This is a genomic window from Aeromonas sp. QDB63 (assembly GCF_027707425.1).
Taxonomy (GTDB): domain Bacteria; phylum Pseudomonadota; class Gammaproteobacteria; order Enterobacterales; family Aeromonadaceae; genus Aeromonas; species Aeromonas caviae.
Window position 1 is genome coordinate 23,997 of record NZ_JAPCIS010000007.1, and the last position, 17,412, is coordinate 41,408.

Annotated in this window: 16 protein-coding genes and 1 other RNA gene; 5 read left to right on the forward strand and 12 right to left on the reverse strand. The window is 62.7% G+C overall.

Going from position 1 to position 17,412, the window contains the following annotated elements; all coding sequences use genetic code 11:
* Positions 1-36 precede the first annotated feature (36 nt).
* Positions 37-606, reverse strand: coding sequence for a UPF0149 family protein (locus tag PG879_RS06955; protein WP_270829945.1), 570 nt, complete (start codon positions 604-606; stop codon positions 37-39).
* 173 nt (positions 607-779) lie between these two features.
* On the opposite strand from PG879_RS06955, the gene zapA reads away from it, so the two are divergent.
* Together zapA and ssrS are read left to right on the forward strand one after the other, a co-directional pair.
* Positions 780-1,112: a cell division protein ZapA gene (gene zapA / locus PG879_RS06960; RefSeq protein ID WP_010675086.1), complete on the forward strand. Its 333-nt coding sequence runs from the start codon at positions 780-782 to the stop codon at positions 1,110-1,112.
* A gap of 16 nt (positions 1,113-1,128) precedes the next feature.
* Positions 1,129-1,311: non-coding RNA, 6S RNA (ssrS, locus tag PG879_RS06965), on the forward strand.
* A gap of 133 nt (positions 1,312-1,444) precedes the next feature.
* Here the strand turns inward: ssrS and emrD are convergent.
* From emrD to PG879_RS07005, 8 genes are all read right to left on the reverse strand, one after another.
* Positions 1,445-2,644, reverse strand: coding sequence for a multidrug efflux MFS transporter EmrD (emrD, locus tag PG879_RS06970; RefSeq protein ID WP_109112651.1), 1,200 nt, complete (start codon positions 2,642-2,644; stop codon positions 1,445-1,447).
* 271 nt (positions 2,645-2,915) lie between these two features.
* Positions 2,916-4,346: an ABC transporter ATP-binding protein gene (locus PG879_RS06975; RefSeq protein ID WP_052816373.1), complete on the reverse strand. Its 1,431-nt coding sequence runs from the start codon at positions 4,344-4,346 to the stop codon at positions 2,916-2,918.
* Positions 4,343-5,149 (reverse strand): ABC transporter permease, encoded by an 807-nt coding sequence (locus tag PG879_RS06980; protein WP_010675089.1) that lies wholly within the window; start codon positions 5,147-5,149, stop codon positions 4,343-4,345. The genes PG879_RS06975 and PG879_RS06980 overlap by 4 nt, the downstream gene beginning before the upstream one ends.
* A gap of 2 nt (positions 5,150-5,151) precedes the next feature.
* Positions 5,152-6,114 (reverse strand): ABC transporter permease, encoded by a 963-nt coding sequence (locus PG879_RS06985; protein WP_052816372.1) that lies wholly within the window; start codon positions 6,112-6,114, stop codon positions 5,152-5,154.
* A complete protein-coding gene (locus tag PG879_RS06990) occupies positions 6,111-7,637 on the reverse strand; it encodes an ABC transporter substrate-binding protein (RefSeq protein ID WP_270829948.1) in 1,527 nt (508 codons plus the stop codon). The genes PG879_RS06985 and PG879_RS06990 overlap by 4 nt, the downstream gene beginning before the upstream one ends.
* 195 nt (positions 7,638-7,832) lie before the next feature.
* Complete coding sequence (locus tag PG879_RS06995) at positions 7,833-8,495, reverse strand: glutathione S-transferase family protein (RefSeq protein ID WP_052816370.1); 663 nt, start codon at positions 8,493-8,495, stop codon at positions 7,833-7,835.
* Between the two features lie 31 nt (positions 8,496-8,526).
* A complete protein-coding gene (locus PG879_RS07000; protein WP_052816369.1) occupies positions 8,527-9,135 on the reverse strand; it encodes a glutathione S-transferase family protein in 609 nt (202 codons plus the stop codon).
* Between the two features lie 120 nt (positions 9,136-9,255).
* Positions 9,256-9,711, reverse strand: a complete 456-nt coding sequence (locus tag PG879_RS07005) for a hypothetical protein (RefSeq protein ID WP_080990068.1) — start codon at positions 9,709-9,711, stop codon at positions 9,256-9,258.
* A gap of 200 nt (positions 9,712-9,911) precedes the next feature.
* On the opposite strand from PG879_RS07005, the gene suhB reads away from it, so the two are divergent.
* A complete protein-coding gene (gene suhB / locus PG879_RS07010; protein ID WP_270829949.1) occupies positions 9,912-10,715 on the forward strand; it encodes an inositol-1-monophosphatase in 804 nt (267 codons plus the stop codon).
* Positions 10,716-10,815: 100 nt separating this feature from the next.
* Here the strand turns inward: suhB and PG879_RS07015 are convergent, their stop codons facing one another.
* Together PG879_RS07015 and PG879_RS07020 are read right to left on the reverse strand one after the other, a co-directional pair.
* On the reverse strand, positions 10,816-11,691 hold the full coding sequence (locus PG879_RS07015; protein ID WP_270829950.1) for a flagellar protein MotY: 876 nt from the start codon (positions 11,689-11,691) through the stop codon (positions 10,816-10,818).
* 68 nt (positions 11,692-11,759) lie between these two features.
* The gene (locus PG879_RS07020; protein ID WP_162540591.1) at positions 11,760-13,733 is read right to left on the reverse strand and encodes a methyl-accepting chemotaxis protein; all 1,974 of its coding nucleotides are present in this window, start codon (positions 13,731-13,733) and stop codon (positions 11,760-11,762) included.
* A 145-nt stretch (positions 13,734-13,878) separates the two neighbouring features.
* Between PG879_RS07020 and rnt the strand changes: the two genes are divergently transcribed.
* Positions 13,879-14,541: a ribonuclease T gene (gene rnt, locus PG879_RS07025; protein WP_010675098.1), complete on the forward strand. Its 663-nt coding sequence runs from the start codon at positions 13,879-13,881 to the stop codon at positions 14,539-14,541.
* A 226-nt stretch (positions 14,542-14,767) separates the two neighbouring features.
* Complete coding sequence (locus tag PG879_RS07030) at positions 14,768-16,090, forward strand: Na+/H+ antiporter family protein (RefSeq protein WP_103858439.1); 1,323 nt, start codon at positions 14,768-14,770, stop codon at positions 16,088-16,090.
* Between the two features lie 63 nt (positions 16,091-16,153).
* Here PG879_RS07030 and PG879_RS07035 read toward each other — a convergent pair whose 3' ends face one another.
* Positions 16,154-17,347, reverse strand: coding sequence for an MFS transporter (locus tag PG879_RS07035; RefSeq protein WP_103858451.1), 1,194 nt, complete (start codon positions 17,345-17,347; stop codon positions 16,154-16,156).
* Positions 17,348-17,412 lie beyond the last annotated feature (65 nt).

A 17,412-nucleotide genomic window follows, 5' to 3' on the forward strand; every position in this document is an offset into this window, starting at 1 on the left:
TGATGCGCTCTTTCATTGACCCGCTGGGCGGGCAGATCAGTGCAGGGTCGGCGGCGTGCTCGGCGCGGCCGGGCGCTTGCCAAACTCCTCGAACGCCATCATGACCCCGAGGCGCACGTGTTCGTAGAGCACCAGGAAGGAGGCTTCGTTCTCTTCATCTTCCTGATCTAACTCGGCAGAGACCTGGGTGATGCTGGCGATGTCCTGAATCATCTCCTGCAGCTCTTCGGATGCCTTGGAGAGCTCCTGTTGGACCACGCCAAAGCCGGCCAGAAAGGCCTGGGACCAGTCCACCAGCGAGTCGATGCGCTCATCGAGCGGCGCCTCGTCGCTTGGCAGCAGCAGCTCGACGCCCTTTTGTGCCATCAGGCTCTCGATCACCTCGTGATAGAGGTCGGTCATCACCTGGCGCACCGGTGCCGGCAAGCCGAAACCGTCGTTGATCAGATCATTGAAATGGGGCTGCCAGCTTTTGTCATCCAGGACCACGCCACCGCACACCAGGCCGCAGATCACGCCATGGGCCTCGACGGCCGTCGCCATGAGGTCGTGCTGTGCCATCAGGTCCGCCACGGCGGCGTATTTCAGGGGGTTTGTTTTGCTCATCTAGGATCCGCTCAAAGTTCAGGCAAATATGCAGAATTTATGGCCGAGATCCTAGCATTCTCCCCCTGCCAGAGCCAGCAAGGCCTTGAAACTTCTGCATCTGCGCTATATAGTCCCGCCCAGTTGTCCACGTGGATAAAGGCGGAAATCATCCCCGCCGTATTGAGGAAGGCATGAGCATAGAGGCCGTAGAAATCGTCATTCTGGGACGTCCCTACAAGGTGTCCTGTCCCCTGGGACAACAAGATGCCCTGCGCCAGGCCGCCGACCAGCTGACCGACAAGCTCATCGAGCTTCGTCAACGTTCCAAGGTCTCCAGCAACGAACAGCTGGCCGTCATGGCAGCGCTCAATTTCTGTCATGAGCTCTGCCTTGAAAAAGAGAAAAACCACCAATACTCTGAGACCATGGACAAGCGGATCAAGATGCTGCAACGCACCATCGAAGCCGCCTTGATCGAGCACGGACAATACGGTGAATCCAGCGAAGAGGCGCAACAGCCCTAATCGCACCGAGTTTTGAAATTCCCTGGAGTGTTTGTCAGCCGGTTCAAGTCCCCGAGCCGATATTCATACCAAACAGGGGGTCTGCCTTCTGGCTATTGAGCATGCTCGGCCCGACCGAGAAGCCTGCGGCCAGATTAGATCTCCGCCTTGAACCGACGGTTCAAGGGCCCAAACCGGCAACGGCATCTCCGGGGTACCTACCCAAAAAAGCCCGTCATCACGACGGGCTTTTTCTTTGCCTGCGCGGCAACCCCCTTCCACTCGACTGCGGCGTCTCGCCACCCGGCAGGAGGCAGTAAAAAGCCCGCCAACGGGGCGGGCTCTTGGCCGTGTCAGACGGCCATCTGCTCGTGGGGCGCGCCGTGGTGGCGCAGCCACACAAAGCTCAAGGCCACGATCAGCACCATCACCGTCATGATGGCCCCCAGGGTCACCTGCCCCGTCATCGGGAAGCTGGCGGCCAGCAGGGTTACCACGCCAGCCCCCAGATTCTGCATGCCCCCGAGCACGGCTCCCGCGGTGCCCGCCTGACCCGGGAAGGGCTCGATGGCACAGGAGGTGGCGGTCGGATAGAGGATGCCGCTGCCAATGAAGTAGACCGCAGCCCCGCCCACCAGGGAGGCAGCACTCACCATGCCGAGCAACCCGGGTACTAGGATGATGAGCGACCCCAGGGCCAGGAAGGCGATGCCAAGGCGCATCAGCTTGCCCTGGCTCAGGCGAAAACTCAGTCTGGCGGAAAGCCAGGCGCCGAACAGATAACCGGGCAGCGGCAGCACGAACAGTACGCTGACGGTGCGGGCACTCAGCTTGAGCACGTCCCCCAACAACACCCCGGCCGCCGCCTCGAACACCGCGAGGCCGGCAAAGGTGGCCATCAGACAGAGCAGGTTGCCTTGAAAGCGCGGGTTGCCGAGCACATGACGATAGGCGGCGCCCACCCGCAGCGAATGCTGGCGGGCGGATGCTGGCAGCGTCTCCCCAAACCAGGCCAGCAGCGCCAGGGTGGTCAAGGCACCAAAACCGAATAGGAACCAGTAGCCGGCACGCCAGTTGAACAGCTCGGTGAGCCAGCCGCCCAGCACAGGTGCCAGCAGCGGGGAGAAGATGACCCCCATGCTTACCAGGCTGTTGGCACGGTTGAGCTCGGCGCCACTGTAACGGTCGCGCATTACGGTCCGGCTCATGGCGCCCCCTGCCCCGGTGCCCAGCCCCTGGATCAGGCTGCCCGCCAGCAGGGCGGTGAAGCTTGGGATCAGCTGGATGGTGAGGGTGCCGACCAGGAAGATCATCATGCCGATGATGAGCACAGGGCGACGACCGATGCGATCCGACAAGGGGCCATAAACGAACTGGGAGAGGCCGTAGGGAATGAGGTAGCAGGCCATCACCGCCTGCATCTGGCCGGAGGCCACATGGAAGTCCCCCGCCATCATGGGAATGGAGGGCACATAGAGGGTCTGGGTCATCTGACCCACGGCGACCATCAGAATGGTCAGGAAAAACAGGGGATAGAAGCTGTGCCGATACATACTGTCGTCCGAAAAAGATCAAAAAGCCGCCACCCTCCGGGCAGGGATCTGCAGGAGGTGTCTGACAAAGGTCGTTGAAGAGGAACAAGGCGGAGGACCCGCACCCGCCAGCAGCAGGACGCTCTCTGGCTTACGACAATATTAGTGATTCATATCACAAAAAACGAACGAAACTTTATAATCTGCTTACCCAAGTTTTTCTAATGCGACGGGGCCCAAGGCCCCGTCACTGTCATCTCATCATGGGGGAAGGATTCATCCTGTCCCCTCTTTATCCCACTCTTCTCACCTCGGCCGACGCGCCTTCGAACATGGGGGTACCCGCCTCCCCCAGTCTCAGACAACGAGGAGCAACCTTGCCGGCCAGCCCCTCGTCATGGGTCACCAGCAGCAGGGCGCAGCCTATCTCTCCCAGTTCCTCCAGCAGACAGGCGATGGTCTGTTGCTGGCTCAGGGGATCGAGCCGGGACGTGGGCTCATCGGCGAACAGCAGCACGGGGCGCAGCAACAGGGCCCGGATAAGCGACAGCCGCTGCAGCTCCCCTCCCGAGACCTGGTTTGGCAGGCGCGTCAGCAGCCGTTCATCCAGCCCCAACCGGGCCAGATAGTCGACAAGCCGATGGCGAGGCAGCCTGTGCAGACGCAGCACATCATCGAACTGGGTGGCGAGGCGCACTCGGCTGGCAAAGGCCAGCACCGGATCCTGATAGAGCTTCTGCCAGCGGCAGGGGGCTATCCCTTCCCGGCGCAGCACCTCCCCTTGCAGGGGGCGTTGCAGACCCAGCAGCACGTTGCCGAGGGTGCTCTTGCCCGCGCCGCTCGGCGCCATGATGGCCATTCGCTCCCCTTGCGCCAGGGCAAGGTCGAGCCCCGTGAACAGGGGTTGATCCCCATATCCCATGGCAAGCCCCTTCCCGCGGATGAGCCAGTCACCGGTGGGAGGGATGGTCGCCTCGGGCCAGGCGGAGGGCTCCGCCGCCAGCAGGGCCCGGGTATAGGCATGGGATGGCGTGTGCAGCACACGCTCGGCGGGCCCCTGCTCCACGATCTCTCCTCCCTTGACCACCAGCACCCAGCCCCCCAATGCGCGAGCCAGGGAGAGATCATGGGTGATGGTCAGCAGATGGCGTCCACGGGCCAGGTAGCCCAGCAACAAGGCACCCAGCCTGGCTGCGGCCTGGCTGTCGAGCCCCTTGGTGGGCTCGTCGGCCACCAGCAGACGGGCCTCCCCCAGGGTGGCGGCGGCAAAGGCCGCGCGCTGGGCCATGCCTCCCGAGAGCTGGTGTACAAAAGCGCCCTCCCGCCCGGCCAGTCCAAGCCACTCGAGGGCGGCGCGGGCCCGCGATCGGGCCTCCTTACCCCCTGGCAGCCACCCCTCCTCCACCTGGGCAAGCAACCCCATGGTGGGATCCAGCGCCAGCACCGGCTCCTGGGGTAGCATCGCCAGCTCCCTCCCCCAGAGAGTGCGCAGGCGAGGCGTGTCGGCCAGGTTGTGATGGCGGCCACCCGACACCATCTCACCCCGGCCTGTCAGAGGGGCTGGCAACGTCCCCATCAGGGCATGAGCCAACAGGGATTTGCCCGAACCGCTCTCCCCGATCAGGGTCAGGGCGGTGCCGGGATGAATGGTGAAATCCAGCGCCTGCAACAGAGTTTTCTGGCCATCATCGACCTGCAACCCCTTGATTTTAATGGCCGTCATGAGGTGGCTCCTTGTGAAGATGGCATGTCAAGGCCGCGCGTCTGATGAAGCAGCACCAGAGCCAGCAACATCAGCCCCATGACAAGAATGGGGGCCAGTAGCAGACGGGGAGCCTCCTGATAGTGGGGCAGCGCCTCCGTCATCATCAGCCCCAGCTCGGGCGTGGGCGGCTGAATGCCCACTCCGACAAAGCCCAGGGTAGAGAGGGTTAGAATGGCACCCGCTAGGCCGAAGGCCATCATGGTGAGCAACTGGGGGGCGAGCTCGGGCCAGAGATGGCGCCGCACCACATGGGCATGGCCGAATCCCAGCAGACGGGACGCCTCCACCTGGGGCGAGGCGAGCAGCCCCCGGCTGCGGGCACGCACCACCCGGTAATACTCCACCCACTGGGCCATGGCCAACCCGAGATAGAGGATGGCAAAGCCCCCCTGGGCCATGGCGGAGAAGAGCAGCACCAGCAACAGGCCTGGCAGGGCCAGCACGCCGTCGGCCAGACTGCGCAGCAGACCGTCGACCCAGCCGCCGCGCCAGGCCGAGAGCCAGCCCAGCAATGACCCCAGCAGCGCCGCCGTGATGACGCACAGCAGTCCCAGCAGCAGGGAGAGCCGGGTCGCCGCCGCGAGGCGCGCCATCAGGCTGCGCCCCATCTGATCCCGCCCGAGGGGCTCCTGCCAGGAGGGATCAGCCAGAAACTGTGCCAGATCCTGAGCCGCCGGATCGGGCCAGAGCACGGGGCCCAGCAGGGCAAACAACACCACCAGCAGGAGCAGGCCCAGCCCCGTTTTGACAGACAACGACATGATCAGAACTCCTTGGGACCACGGGGGTCAATGGCAAGACAAAGCAGATCGGTGAGGGTATTGAGCAGCACGAAGAGCACCGCCAGCACCAGCACAGTCCCCTGAACCATGGGGATGTCGCGCCAGAAGATGGCGTGCACCAGCGCATGGCCGATCCCGGGCCAGGCAAACAGGCTCTCGACCACCACGACCCCCTCGATGAGCAGCACCAGCTGCACGCTGGTGTAGGCGATGATGCTGACCCCGGTGTTGCGCAGACCGTGGCGCCAGAAAACCCGGGCCGGCGAAAGCCCCTTGGTGAGGGCAAATCGGTAATAACCGGACTGCACCACGGTGAGCACGCTTTCACGCACCACCCGAGAGAGCACGCCGGAGAGCCCCAATCCCAGGGTCAGGGCGGGCAGCAGCAGGTTGCTCCCCTCCCCGTGCCCTGCCGCACTGACCCAGCCCAGCTCCACCGAGAGCATCACCATGAGCACCAGGCCGAGCAAGAAGGGGGGCAACGCACGCATCAGCACGCTCCAGCCCAGGGTCAGGCGATCACACCATCCCCCCGGGCGCAGCGCACTCAGGCTGCCAAGCGGCAGCGCCACCACCAGCGCCAGCACCACGGAGGCGCTCGCGAGCGTCAGGGTGGCGCCCAGGTGATGACCCACGTCGGTGGCGACCGGTGCGCCCGTCACCAGGGAGCTGCCGAGATTCCCTTGCAGCAAGGCCCACAGCCAGTCGCCAAAACGGGCAAGGGCCGAGCCGGCCAGCCCCAGCTCGCTGCGCACCGCGTTGGCCGCCTCGGCGGTGACATAGTCATAGCCATAACGACCCGCCGCGATGCGAAAGGCGATGTCTCCGGGCAGGGACTGCACCATCAGAAAACAGAGTCCGGCCACCAGCAGGGCAACCACCAGCGCCTGCATCAGACGCTGACCCAGTATCACCATGACGCGAGACAAGGGGGTCGCTGTCATCGTGCGCTCCATGTCAACTTGTCCAGGCCATAGCTGCGCTCCTGGGGATCGAGTTCAAACCCCTCCAGCCCCCGACTGACCGCCGCGCTCTGGCGGTACCAGGCGATGGGCAGGAGCGGCAACTCCTGTTGCAGTGTCGTGGCTATCTCCCGGCGAGCCGCGGCGGCGTCTGTGGGCGACAAGGCTTGCGTGGCAAGGCGGGTCAGTGTTTGCGTCATGGCCGGGGAGTGCCAGTTCATCACCCCCCAGTCCGCACCGGCAGGGGCCAAGTCCCCCAGCAAAGTGACCAGGGGATCCGGTACCAGGGCATAATTGCGGGCGTAGAGACCAAGCTGGAGCGAGCCGTCCTGATGGCCCGCCGGGATCTCGCTCGAGTTGCCCACCGCCACCTTGAGATCCACCCCCACCGCATTCCACTGCGCCTGCAGTGCCGTGGCGAGGAGCGGCAGCTCCGGACGGTCAGGGAAGGTACGCAGGGTCAGGGCGAAGCGCTCTTCCCCCTTGCGCAGCACACCGTCCTCCCCCGGCTGCCAGCCTGCCGCCTCGAAGGCCGCCCGGGCCGCCTTGACGTCATAGGCAAGCGGCGTCAACCCGAGCTGGTGCCACTCCCCCAGAGTGGGAGGAAAGAGCTGGGTTGCCGCCATCTCGGGATCCCGCAACAGGGCGGCTGCCATACCACGACGATCGATGGCGAGACTCAGGGCACGGCGCACCACCGGATCACTCAGACGGGGATCGGCGCCATTGAGCTTGAGCTGGATGGTTCGTGGCAGGGTGACCGAGGCGATGGAGACCCGTGACGCCTGCTGCAAGCGGCGGATGCTGACCGGATCCAGCCCCCAGGCGATGTCGGCCTGACCGCTCTCGGCCATCAGGGTGCGGCTCTCTGCACGCCCCACCGTCAGGTAGCTGACCACCTCGATTGCGGGCCTGACCCCCTGCCAGCCGTCGAAACGCACAGTCTCTATCCGCTGGGGTTGTTGCAGGCGGGTGATGCGGTAGGGGCCAGAGCCTATCACCTGGGTTACCTCCCCCTTGGCATCGTAGGCGGCCTTCGCCAGGATCTGGGTGCTGGGGTGGGCCAGCACGGCCGGCAGGGAGGCGAAGGGTTCGCTCAGGGTGACCTTCAAGACGCCATCTCCAGATCCGATGGACGCAATGGGAGTGCTGGTCATCACGCCGGGCTTGCGCCAGGCCTGTTGCAGGGCAAAAGCGGCCTGCTCGGCGCTCACCTCGCTGCCATCGTGAAAACGGGCCCCGGGGCGCAATGTGAATCGCCACTGCAGACCGTCATCGCTACGCGACCACTCACTGGCAAGCCCGGGTTGCAGATTGCCTTTCCCATCGACATCCACCAGGGTCTCCGCCACCTGCATGCGAGTAAAGAAGACCCCGTTGCTGGCGGGGTCGACACTGTGGATCTCCCAAGGCCCCACCATGGCAAGCGGTTTGCCGTCGGCTGCAGTCGTTCCTGCCATCAGAGCCAGGGCGAACCACCCGGCTGCGGTGCATTTTTTTGTCATCCTTTCCATCCAAGCTTCATGTTCATCAACCAAAGAGGCAACGTTATAACATAACAATTAATCAGGAAGAATGACTTTTGATTTTTGATAAATGGCTTATTTGAAAGACAAAAAGCGACTGCGATGCAGATCGTCAAACAACGGGGAGTCAAAGGGGAATAAAAAAGATGGCCCGTCAGGGCCATCATGATGGCGTCAGCGAGTCACCATCTGCTGCGCCCGCTTGACCTGATCCTCGGGGCTCTCATTGCGCGGTGGAATGGTGATACCCTTCTGGCAGGCGGGCCTGGCTTCCATGCGTGCCATCCAGGCCTGCAAATGCACCAACCCCTCGATGGAGATACCACTCCAGTCGTGGATGCGCACCCAGGGCCAGGTAGCGATGTCGGCGATGCTGTACTCGTCTGCCAGATACTCATGGTGTGCCAGATGGCCGTCGAGCACCTCGAACAGGCGTCGCCCTTCCTTCTGGTAACGCTCGATGGCGGCCGGGATCTTCTCGGGGAAATAGCGATAGAAGACGTTGGCCTGCCCCATCATGGGACCGACGCCTCCCATCTGGAACATCAGCCACTGGATGGCCTGGGAGCGGCGCTTGGGATCCTGCGGCAGCAACTTGCCGGTTTTTTCCGCCAGATAGATAAGGATGGCGCCGGACTCGAACACCGCGAAGTCACCATTGTCCCGATCGATGATGGCCGGGATGCGGCCATTGGGGTTGATGGCCAGGAACTCGGGCTTCTTCTGCTCCATGGTCGCGAAATCAAGGGGAATGACCTTGTAGGGCAGCCCCAGCTCTTCGAGGGCGATCGACACCTTGAACCCGTTGGGCGTGGCGGCAGTGTACAACTCTATCATCTTGGACTCCTTGAACGTTCAGGGGAAAGGATCAGGCCTGGGCGCTGGGCCGGGCACTCACCCGGTCATGCCAGTCCTGCAAACGGGGCTGTTCGGGGGTGATACGCAGGCCAACCACCTTGCCAAAATCAATGGTACAGAGGGCAAGAATGTCGGCGATGGTGAAGCGCTCCCCCGCAATATAGGGCACCTCGGCAAGACGGGCATCAAGCTTGTCAAACCAGATCTGAGCCTGTTGCTTGCACTCCTCCCCCCATTCGGGGAAGACCCGCTCCCGGTCTTTGTAAAAACCGGTGATATGACGAAACGCCATACCGGTCGGCAACCAGAGGTTGAACTCGATGAAGCGACTCCACATCTCTATGGTGGCGCGCTCCAGCGCGGTGCTGCCAAACAGGTTCGGCTCGGGGTGGAGCTCTTCAAAATAGCGGCAGATGGCCAGGGTTTCACTCAGACAGGTTCCGTCATCGAGTTCCAGCACAGGAATGCGCCCGGCCGGGTTCTTGGTCAAAAAGGCGGGCGCCAGGTTTTCCCCCGCCCCCAGATCGACCTGTTGATATTCCATCTCGATCCCCTTCTCCGCCAGAAACATTCTGACCCGACGGGCATTGGGGGCTCGTCTCAACTCATAAACCTTCATGTCACCTCCGTCGACGAACACACAGTGAGCCGCTGCGCAGGCCATAGCAAAGCGGCACAATGTCGGTCAGTTATGACAAATATTGTGCCGCTTGAACAGCCCGCATCGAGGGGGAGATGATTAGCTGCTCAGTCCCCCTGGTTGGCGCTGGCGCAGCAAGATAAGACGGGAAAGCAGCGGGAAATAGGATTCAAACTTGCTTTGCAGCACCAGGCTGCAGGCAGGATCCGCCAGTTCGGCCTCATCCAGCAGAATACCGTTGGAAACGAAATAAAAATGCGGATCCCGGACATCCGGCCCCTGTGGAGTATGTTCATACTGTCGATGCACCAACAGGGGAAGCACCGGCAATCCCAGTGTACTGCCTCCTGCTGGCCAGAGCGGAACAGGCCAGGCAGCGCCCTCTTCTTCCAGCAGCAGGATCGCCGCTTCGTCCTTCGACGGTTGCCACTGCTGGGGCTGTGCCACCCGGACCTCGGTGACATAATCGCTCTCTTCGCTGGCGGCACGCAGTGCGGCCAACACACCCAGAGTCGTCGGCGACGACGGTTTCTGACTAACTAATGACAGATTCATGGCTCATATCCCTATGCTCACCACAGCCTGTTATCCGGCTGTCGCGATAAGACTAGTTGATTACAGGTCTTTATTGGAGCCGTCAGATCTGTCAGTCACCACCCTGACCGAATGAGGGCATAGCAGTTGCTATTCCCGAATATCTTGGTAAGATGTCGCGTCCTTTTATCCCCCGTTCTTTAACATCCAGTGGTGAACCTATGCATCCGATGCTGAATATCGCCGTGCGCGCTGCGCGCAACGCCGGTCAAGTAGTAGTAAAAGCCTTTTCTCAACCCGAGAACATCGAGATTATCCAGAAAGGCAGCAATGACTTCGTGACCAACGTTGACCGTGACGCCGAAGCGGCCATCATTCACACCATCAAAAAATCTTACCCGGAACACAGCATCGTTGCTGAAGAGTCTGGCGAGATTGCCGGTACCAATCCGGACTACCAATGGATCATCGACCCACTGGATGGCACGACCAACCTGGTCAAAGGCGTTCCGCACTTTGCCGTTTCCATCGCTCTGCGCGTCAAGGGCAAGACCGAACAAGCCGTTGTCTACGATCCCATCCGTGACGAGCTGTTCACTGCCACCCGCGGCAGCGGCGCCCAGCTGAACGGCTACCGCATCCGTGTCGGCAAGGCCAAAGAGCTCTCCGGCACCATCCTGGCCACCGGGTTCCCGTTCAAGCAGAAGCACCACATCGAACCCTACCTGAAGATGTTCCAGAGCATGTTCATCGAGTGTGCAGACATCCGTCGTGCTGGCTCCGCCGCGCTGGATCTCGCCTATGTGGCCGCTGGCCGCGTCGACGGTTTCTGGGAAATCGGCCTGAAACCCTGGGACACAGCCGCCGGTGAGCTGCTGGCCAAAGAAGCCGGCGCCATCGTCACCGACTTCGTCGGTGGTCACAACTACGAAAACTCCGGCAACATCGTGGTAGCCAACCCCCGCGTGCTGAAAGAGATGCTCGGCAAGATCCGCGAAAACCTGCCGGAATCCCTGGCCAAGTAATCCCGGATACCCGCGAAAAAAATGCCAGTCGGTTCGCCGACTGGCATTTTTTATTCCTGACTACAGCGAAAATCCCGCCCCTCTCGATGACTCAGCGGGATCAGATAGTGCCGTTGCGTCCCATGTTGATCACCACCCGGCGGTTCTTGGCTCGGCCAGCTTCCGTTTCGTTGGAGGCCACGTGCTGTTTCTCACCGTGCCCTTCCACCGAGATCTTGCCCTCCTCGATGCCGAGATCCACAAACACCTGCTTGATGGCATCCGCCCGCTTCTCGGAGAGCTTCTGGTTTGGCCAGCGGCCGCCATAGCTGTCGCTGTAGGCGTCGATCACCACCACATCGATGCTCTTGTCTGCCTTCACATAATCACCGATCATCGCCAGCCGCCGCTTGGAGGCCGGTGACAACTGATCGCTGTTCTTGTCATAGGAGAGCACGCTGAAGGCGATTTCGTTGAAGCTGTAGGGCAGCAAGCCACTCAGGCAGTCCATGAACGCCTGGTACTTGACCCTGAAATTGACCGACGAGAGCGATACCCGCACCGGCCTGTCCTGACGATACCAGTCGCGATACTGGAAAGTCGGCATACGCCCTCCTTCCAGCTCGTCCAACATGGTCCAGGCGGTCTGCCCCGCCACCAGGCCGTCAAACTGCTGATAGAACTGCAACTGGCTGATCTGTCGCCCGGCCACCCCGGGACGCCAGCTGGGGGGCATGATCCCGAGGCTCACTGTCTGGGTACGCGCCTGGGGTCGCTGCCCCTTGAGCTCGAAATCCAGATTGATCTTGCGCCCGGCCCGGCTGACAAAGGCCCCGGTTCCCCAGCGGGGAATAGGATGCTCCAGCCTGCACTCCACCTGGGTATCAGAGGTCAGGCGCCAGACGGATTGATCCAGACCGGCGCCAAATTCGGTCACGCCCGCCTGCAACTGCATACTCACTGATATGCTGATCAACCCCAACACCCAAGCATTCAACGGCTTGTCCTCCACACTATCTCGAATTATCTATCGGCAGCGGCAGGACAAGCTTTAGGTCAAAACGCTCAGTGGGGGGAAGAAGGGGCCATCAGCTTGAAGCTGGCGATGCGTCCCGCCAGATCCCGGGCCAGGGCATCCAGTTCGGCACTGTGTTGTTGCAGGGTATGGGAGTGCTGGCGATGGGCCTCATACACGTCACGGATGGTCATCACGTTTTGCTGGATGTCGTCGGTCACGTAACGCTGCTCCTCGGTGGCGGTGGCCACCTGGGCCGTCATGTCGCTCACCTTGCGCACCTCGTTGACGATGTCGGTCAGCTCGCTCCCCGCCCGTTTGGCCTCCGTCACGCTAAGGCCGGCCTGTTCGGTGCCCGTGTGCATGGCAGCCACCGCCTCGTTGGCCCCCTGGCGCAAGCGGCCCAGCATCCGCTCTATGTCATCCGCCGCCTGCTGGGTACGGGAGGCAAGCGCTCTCACCTCGTCGGCCACCACCGCAAAGCCGCGCCCGGATTCACCGGCACGGGCCGCCTCGATGGCGGCATTGAGGGCCAGCAGGTTGGTTCTGTCCGAGATCTGCTTGATGAGGCTCAAGGCCTCCCCCACCGACTCGGTATCCCGATGCAGGCTGTCCACCAGGTGCCGGGTATCCACCAGCGTGCCCGCGACCTGCTGGATGGTGTGGATGGTCTGATCCACCTCCTTGTCACCCTGCTTCGCCCGGCCGATGGCCTGCTGGGTCGCCTGGGAGGTCTGGGTGGCGTTGCGGGCAATCTCCGCGACAGTCGATGCCATCTCGGTGGCGGCAGTCGCCACCAGATCCACCTGCCCGCATCCCCTGACTACGCCGGCATTCACCTCGGCAATGACCTCGGCCGAGCTGGCGGCGCTGCGTATCAGCACGTCACAGGAGTGGCGCACAGCCAGCAGCAAACTCTCCAGGTGCCCGAGGAAATGGTTCAGATCCCGCGCCAGGGCACCCAGCTCATCCCCGGATCGCCAGTCGACCCGCACAGTCAGGTCGTTCTCCTGCACCAGGCGCTTGAAGGTCTGGTGCAGGGCCATGAAGCCCAGATGCAGATCCCGCACCACCCGCCAGCAGACGAAGGTGGTCAGGACGATGCACAGCAACACGCCAGCCGCCCCCCACCAGAAGTCACTGGCACTCCCGACCCGCATCTGTTCAACCCGCTCGAAGAGCTGCTGATAGAGGCTGTCTTCTATCTCCTTGAGCAGGCCTATCTTGTCGGTACTCAAGGCAAACCAGGCCTCCGCATCGACACCAAAACTGCCGCTTGCCGCCTTGTCCAGGGCCAGTTTCTCCATGGCGGCCACCTTGGCCACCACGGGTGAGGCGAGGCTGTCGTTCAGCAACTGACGCTGGGCTGGACTCGCCACCGCCTGGAAACGTTCGAGATAGGTGTTCTGGGCCGCCAGCAGGGAGATGAACTGCTGCAACAGCGCAGGCGTGAAGCTGTCACGGCCAAAGACGTTGCTGAGCGTCGCCCGCTCCAGCCCCGCACGCTCCTTGCTCTGCAGGAAGGCGGCGTAGGCATTGGTCTGCAGGGCGATGGTGGCATCCATGCTGTCGACGCTTATCTTGTCCACTACCGCCAGCAAGGCGGTCACGAGGCGGGTATAGAAGCCGACCTGTTCCGCCACCTCGACCCCCAGGGCGCTGACCCGCTCACGCATGGCGGTGAGTCCCGCCACTCCCTGCTGCACCTCCGTCAGAGCCAGCAAGGCAGGATCCTGATGAAAACGCTGCAACAGGCTGTCCACCACCTTGCGCTGGGCAGGCAGCGCATCGCGAAACTTGTTGCCGCCAGAGCCGAGGAAGCCGGCCGACATGCCGCGCTCCCGTTGCAGCTCATGGGCCAGCTGCGCCGCCTCCTTCACCACCGCCAGCGCGACCAGGGCGCCGCTCATCTCCTGTTCGACCCGATAACGTTCGTAGACGTACCGGCCGGAGAAAAACAGCAGGGCCAACAGCGGCAGACAGACCACCAACATCATCTTGTGTGCCAATCCCAGCTTCTTCATCGTCCTCTCCCTCCATGGTTGACGTCGCCAATTATAAGCACAGGTGTTTCAAAATGGCCCTCTTGCCGTCCCATGGCGGCAGATAAGGGACAAGGGCACGCTTTTTTGCCATAATGCCGCCTCCTTTCACGCCGACCGAGATACCATGACCGACGCCGTTCACACCCTCAAGGGCCGTTTTCGCGGCTTTTACCCCGTCGTCATCGATGTTGAAACCGCCGGATTCAATGCCAAGACCGATGCCCTGCTGGAAATAGCCGCCCACACCCTCAAGATGGATGAGCAGGGCTGGCTCGTCCCTGACCAGATCTTCCATTTTCATGTCCAGCCCTTTGAGGGCGCCAATCTGGAGAAAGCGGCGCTGGAGTTCACCGGCATCGACCCCTTCAACCCGCTGCGGGGCGCGGTGGACGAGAAGGAAGCACTCACCGAGATCTTCAAGGGGGTGCGCAAGGGCATGAAGGAGCAGGATTGTGGTCGCGCCATCATAGTGGCCCACAACGCCACCTTCGACCACGGCTTCGTGATGGCCGCCGCCGAGCGGGCCGGCCTCAAGCGCAATCCGTTCCACCCCTTCGCCACCTTCGACACCGCCGCCCTCTCGGGTCTTGCCCTGGGGCAGACGGTGCTGGCCAAGGCCTGTCAGAGCGCCAATATCCCCTTTGACAACAAAGAGGCCCACTCGGCCCTCTACGACACCGAGCGCACCACAGAGCTCTTCTGCCACATCGTCAATCGCTGGAAGAGCCTGGGAGGCTGGCCTCTGGCCAACCCGGATGAAACGACGGACACCGAAGACGAGGGCTGAACACTCCCAGCCCCTGCCCAGACAGGCTGCCCATGGCAGCCTGTCTGCATGAGGGGACCTGTCTGGGCAACGAAGAAGGGCCATTTTCCCGGTTCCCGTTCACCTCCAGCAGAAGATGCGTCCCTTGGCCGGGATCCGCCGATTTTTTTCTCGACATTTAGCCTGTTTTTCGCAAACTAGCTGGCTTTCACACGACTGACAGCAACACAATCCATAAGGAAATCAAATGAATCCTGTTGTTATCGCGGTGGCGCTGATGCTGGTGCTCAGCCTGCTGCGGATCAATGTGGTGGTCTCCCTCGCCATCGGTGCCATCGTGGGTGGCCTGCTCGGCGGACTCTCCCTCGAGCAGACCCTCAGCACCTTCACCGGCGGCCTGGGCGGCGGTGCAGAAATCGCCCTCTCCTACGCCATGCTGGGGGCTTTCGCGGTAGCCATCTCCCGCTCCGGCATCACGGATCTGCTGGCCCGCAAGGTCATCAACCAGCTCGGCAAGGATGCTAGCAGCACCCGCATTCTCTGGGTCAAGAGCCTGCTGCTCACCTCGGTGCTCGCGGTCTCCGTCTCCTCCCAGAACCTGATCCCGGTGCACATCGCCTTCATTCCCATCCTGATCCCGCCGCTGCTGCATGTCATGGCCCAGATGCAGATCGACCGCCGTCAGGTGGCCTGCGTCATCACCTTCGGCCTGACCGCTACCTACATGCTGCTGCCGGTCGGCTTTGGCGGTATCTTCCTGAACAACATCCTGGCCAAGAATCTCGTCGACAACGGCGTACCGGTGGAATTCAGCCAACTGCCCCTGGCGATGGCCATCCCGGTATTCGGCATGTTCCTCGGCCTGCTCATCGCCGTCTTCTTCAGCTACCGCAAGCCGCGTCAGTATGATCTGGAGCAGATCCTGGCCGCCGAACCCGAGACGGTCGAGCTCAATCTCAACCACATCTGGGTAGCCCTGCTGGCCATCGCCGTGGCACTCGGCCTGCAACTGATGACCAACAGCATCGTGCTGGGGGCGCTCGCAGGCTTCATCATCTTCACCTGCGGTGGCGTCATCAAATTCCGCGAGAGCCAGGATGCCTTCACCCAGGGTGTGCGCATGATGTCCCTCATCGGCTTCATCATGATCTCCGCAGCAGGCTTCGCCGCCGTCATGAAGGAGACCCACGGGGTGGAGAGTCTGGTGCAGTCCGTCTCCAGCATGATGGCAGGTCACAAGGGATTGGCGGCCTTCCTGATGCTGCTGGTGGGCCTGCTTATCACCATGGGGATCGGCTCCTCCTTCTCCACCGTGCCCATCATCGCCACCATCTATGTGCCCCTGTGCATCCACCTCGGCTTCTCGCCCATGGCGACCATCGCCCTGGTGGGCACCGCGGGCGCGCTGGGGGACGCGGGTTCCCCCGCCTCCGACTCGACGCTCGGCCCCACATCGGGCCTCAATGCCGACGGTCAGCACGACCACATCTGGGACAGCGTGGTGCCAACCTTCATCCACTACAACATCCCCCTGGTGATCTTCGGCTGGATTGCCGCCATGGTGCTCTGAGTCCATCCCGAGCAGACAGACAAAAGGCGACCCCGGGGTCGCCTTTCTTGTCTTGCACATGCCTCAGATGGCCGGTTGCAGTCCCCGCCTGCCGGCCAGGGCACAGAGACAGGCCACCAGGGCCAACCCCATGCCGGCTGCTCCCACCCCGAGCCAGTGACCCTGTTGCCAGACCAGCATCCCCAGGCTGGAGCCGAGGGTTCCCCCCAGGAACATGCCGGTCATGAAGAGGGTATTGATGCGCCCCCTGGCTTCAGGTCTCAGACCATAGATGCGCTGCTGATGGGCGATGAGTGCGCTCTGCACTCCGAGATCCAGCAAGATGACCCCGCACGCCAGCCCGGCCAGAGAGAGCCACAGCTCGAAGCAGATCCAGGCAAGCACCACCAGCACAGCACCGGCCAATACCACTGGTCTGGCCCCCAACCGATCCGCCATCCGGCCTGCCAGAGGGGCCGCCACCACCCCAGCCACCCCGATGACGCCGAAGAGACCCACCATGTCGGCCCCCAACCCATAGGCAGGTTCGGCCAGGTAGAACGCCAGCACGGTCCAGAAGGCGCTGAAGGAGGCAAACAGCAAGGCCTGGGTCAGGGTCGCGCGGCGCAAGGCGGGCTCCTCGCGCCACAGACCGACCAGAGAGTGAAGCAGACGGCCATAACCGAGGGGAGAGCGCGGCAATCCGGACGGTATCATCCTGGCCATCAGCAGGGCCCCCGACAGGGCCAGGGGAATGGCCAGCCAGAACATGGCGCGCCAACTGCCATAGGCGGTGACCAGGCCGGCGACGGTGCGGCTGAGCAGTATCCCGGCCAGCAGGCCGCTCATCACGCTGCCGACCACGGCACCACGGCGGGCGGGATCTGCCAGGGTCGCCGCCACCGGAACTATCTGCTGGGCAGCCGTGGCCCCGATGCCGAGCAGGACGGAGGCCAGCATCAAGGTGGTGGCACTCGTGGCCGTGGCCGCCAGCAGGGAAGCCAGCGCGATCAGTGCAAACTGCCCCGGAATGAGCCAGCGGCGCTCGACCACATCGCCAAGCGGCACCAGCAAAAGCAGACCCATGGCATAGCCAAGCTGGGTCAGCATGGCGATCAATGGCATGCCCGAGTGCCCGGGAAAGTCCTGCGCCATCACCGCCAGCATGGGCTGGTTGTAGTAGATGTTGGCAACTGCCAGGCCGCATGACAGGGCCATGGCGAAGAGCAGGGAGGGGCCGGGGGTTGCGGCCCCTCCGGCAGAAGGCGATGTACTCATGATCTTCTCCTCGTGGTAGAAGGGCTCCCGCCAGGATACGGGCCCCATGCGCACAGCCTACCCGG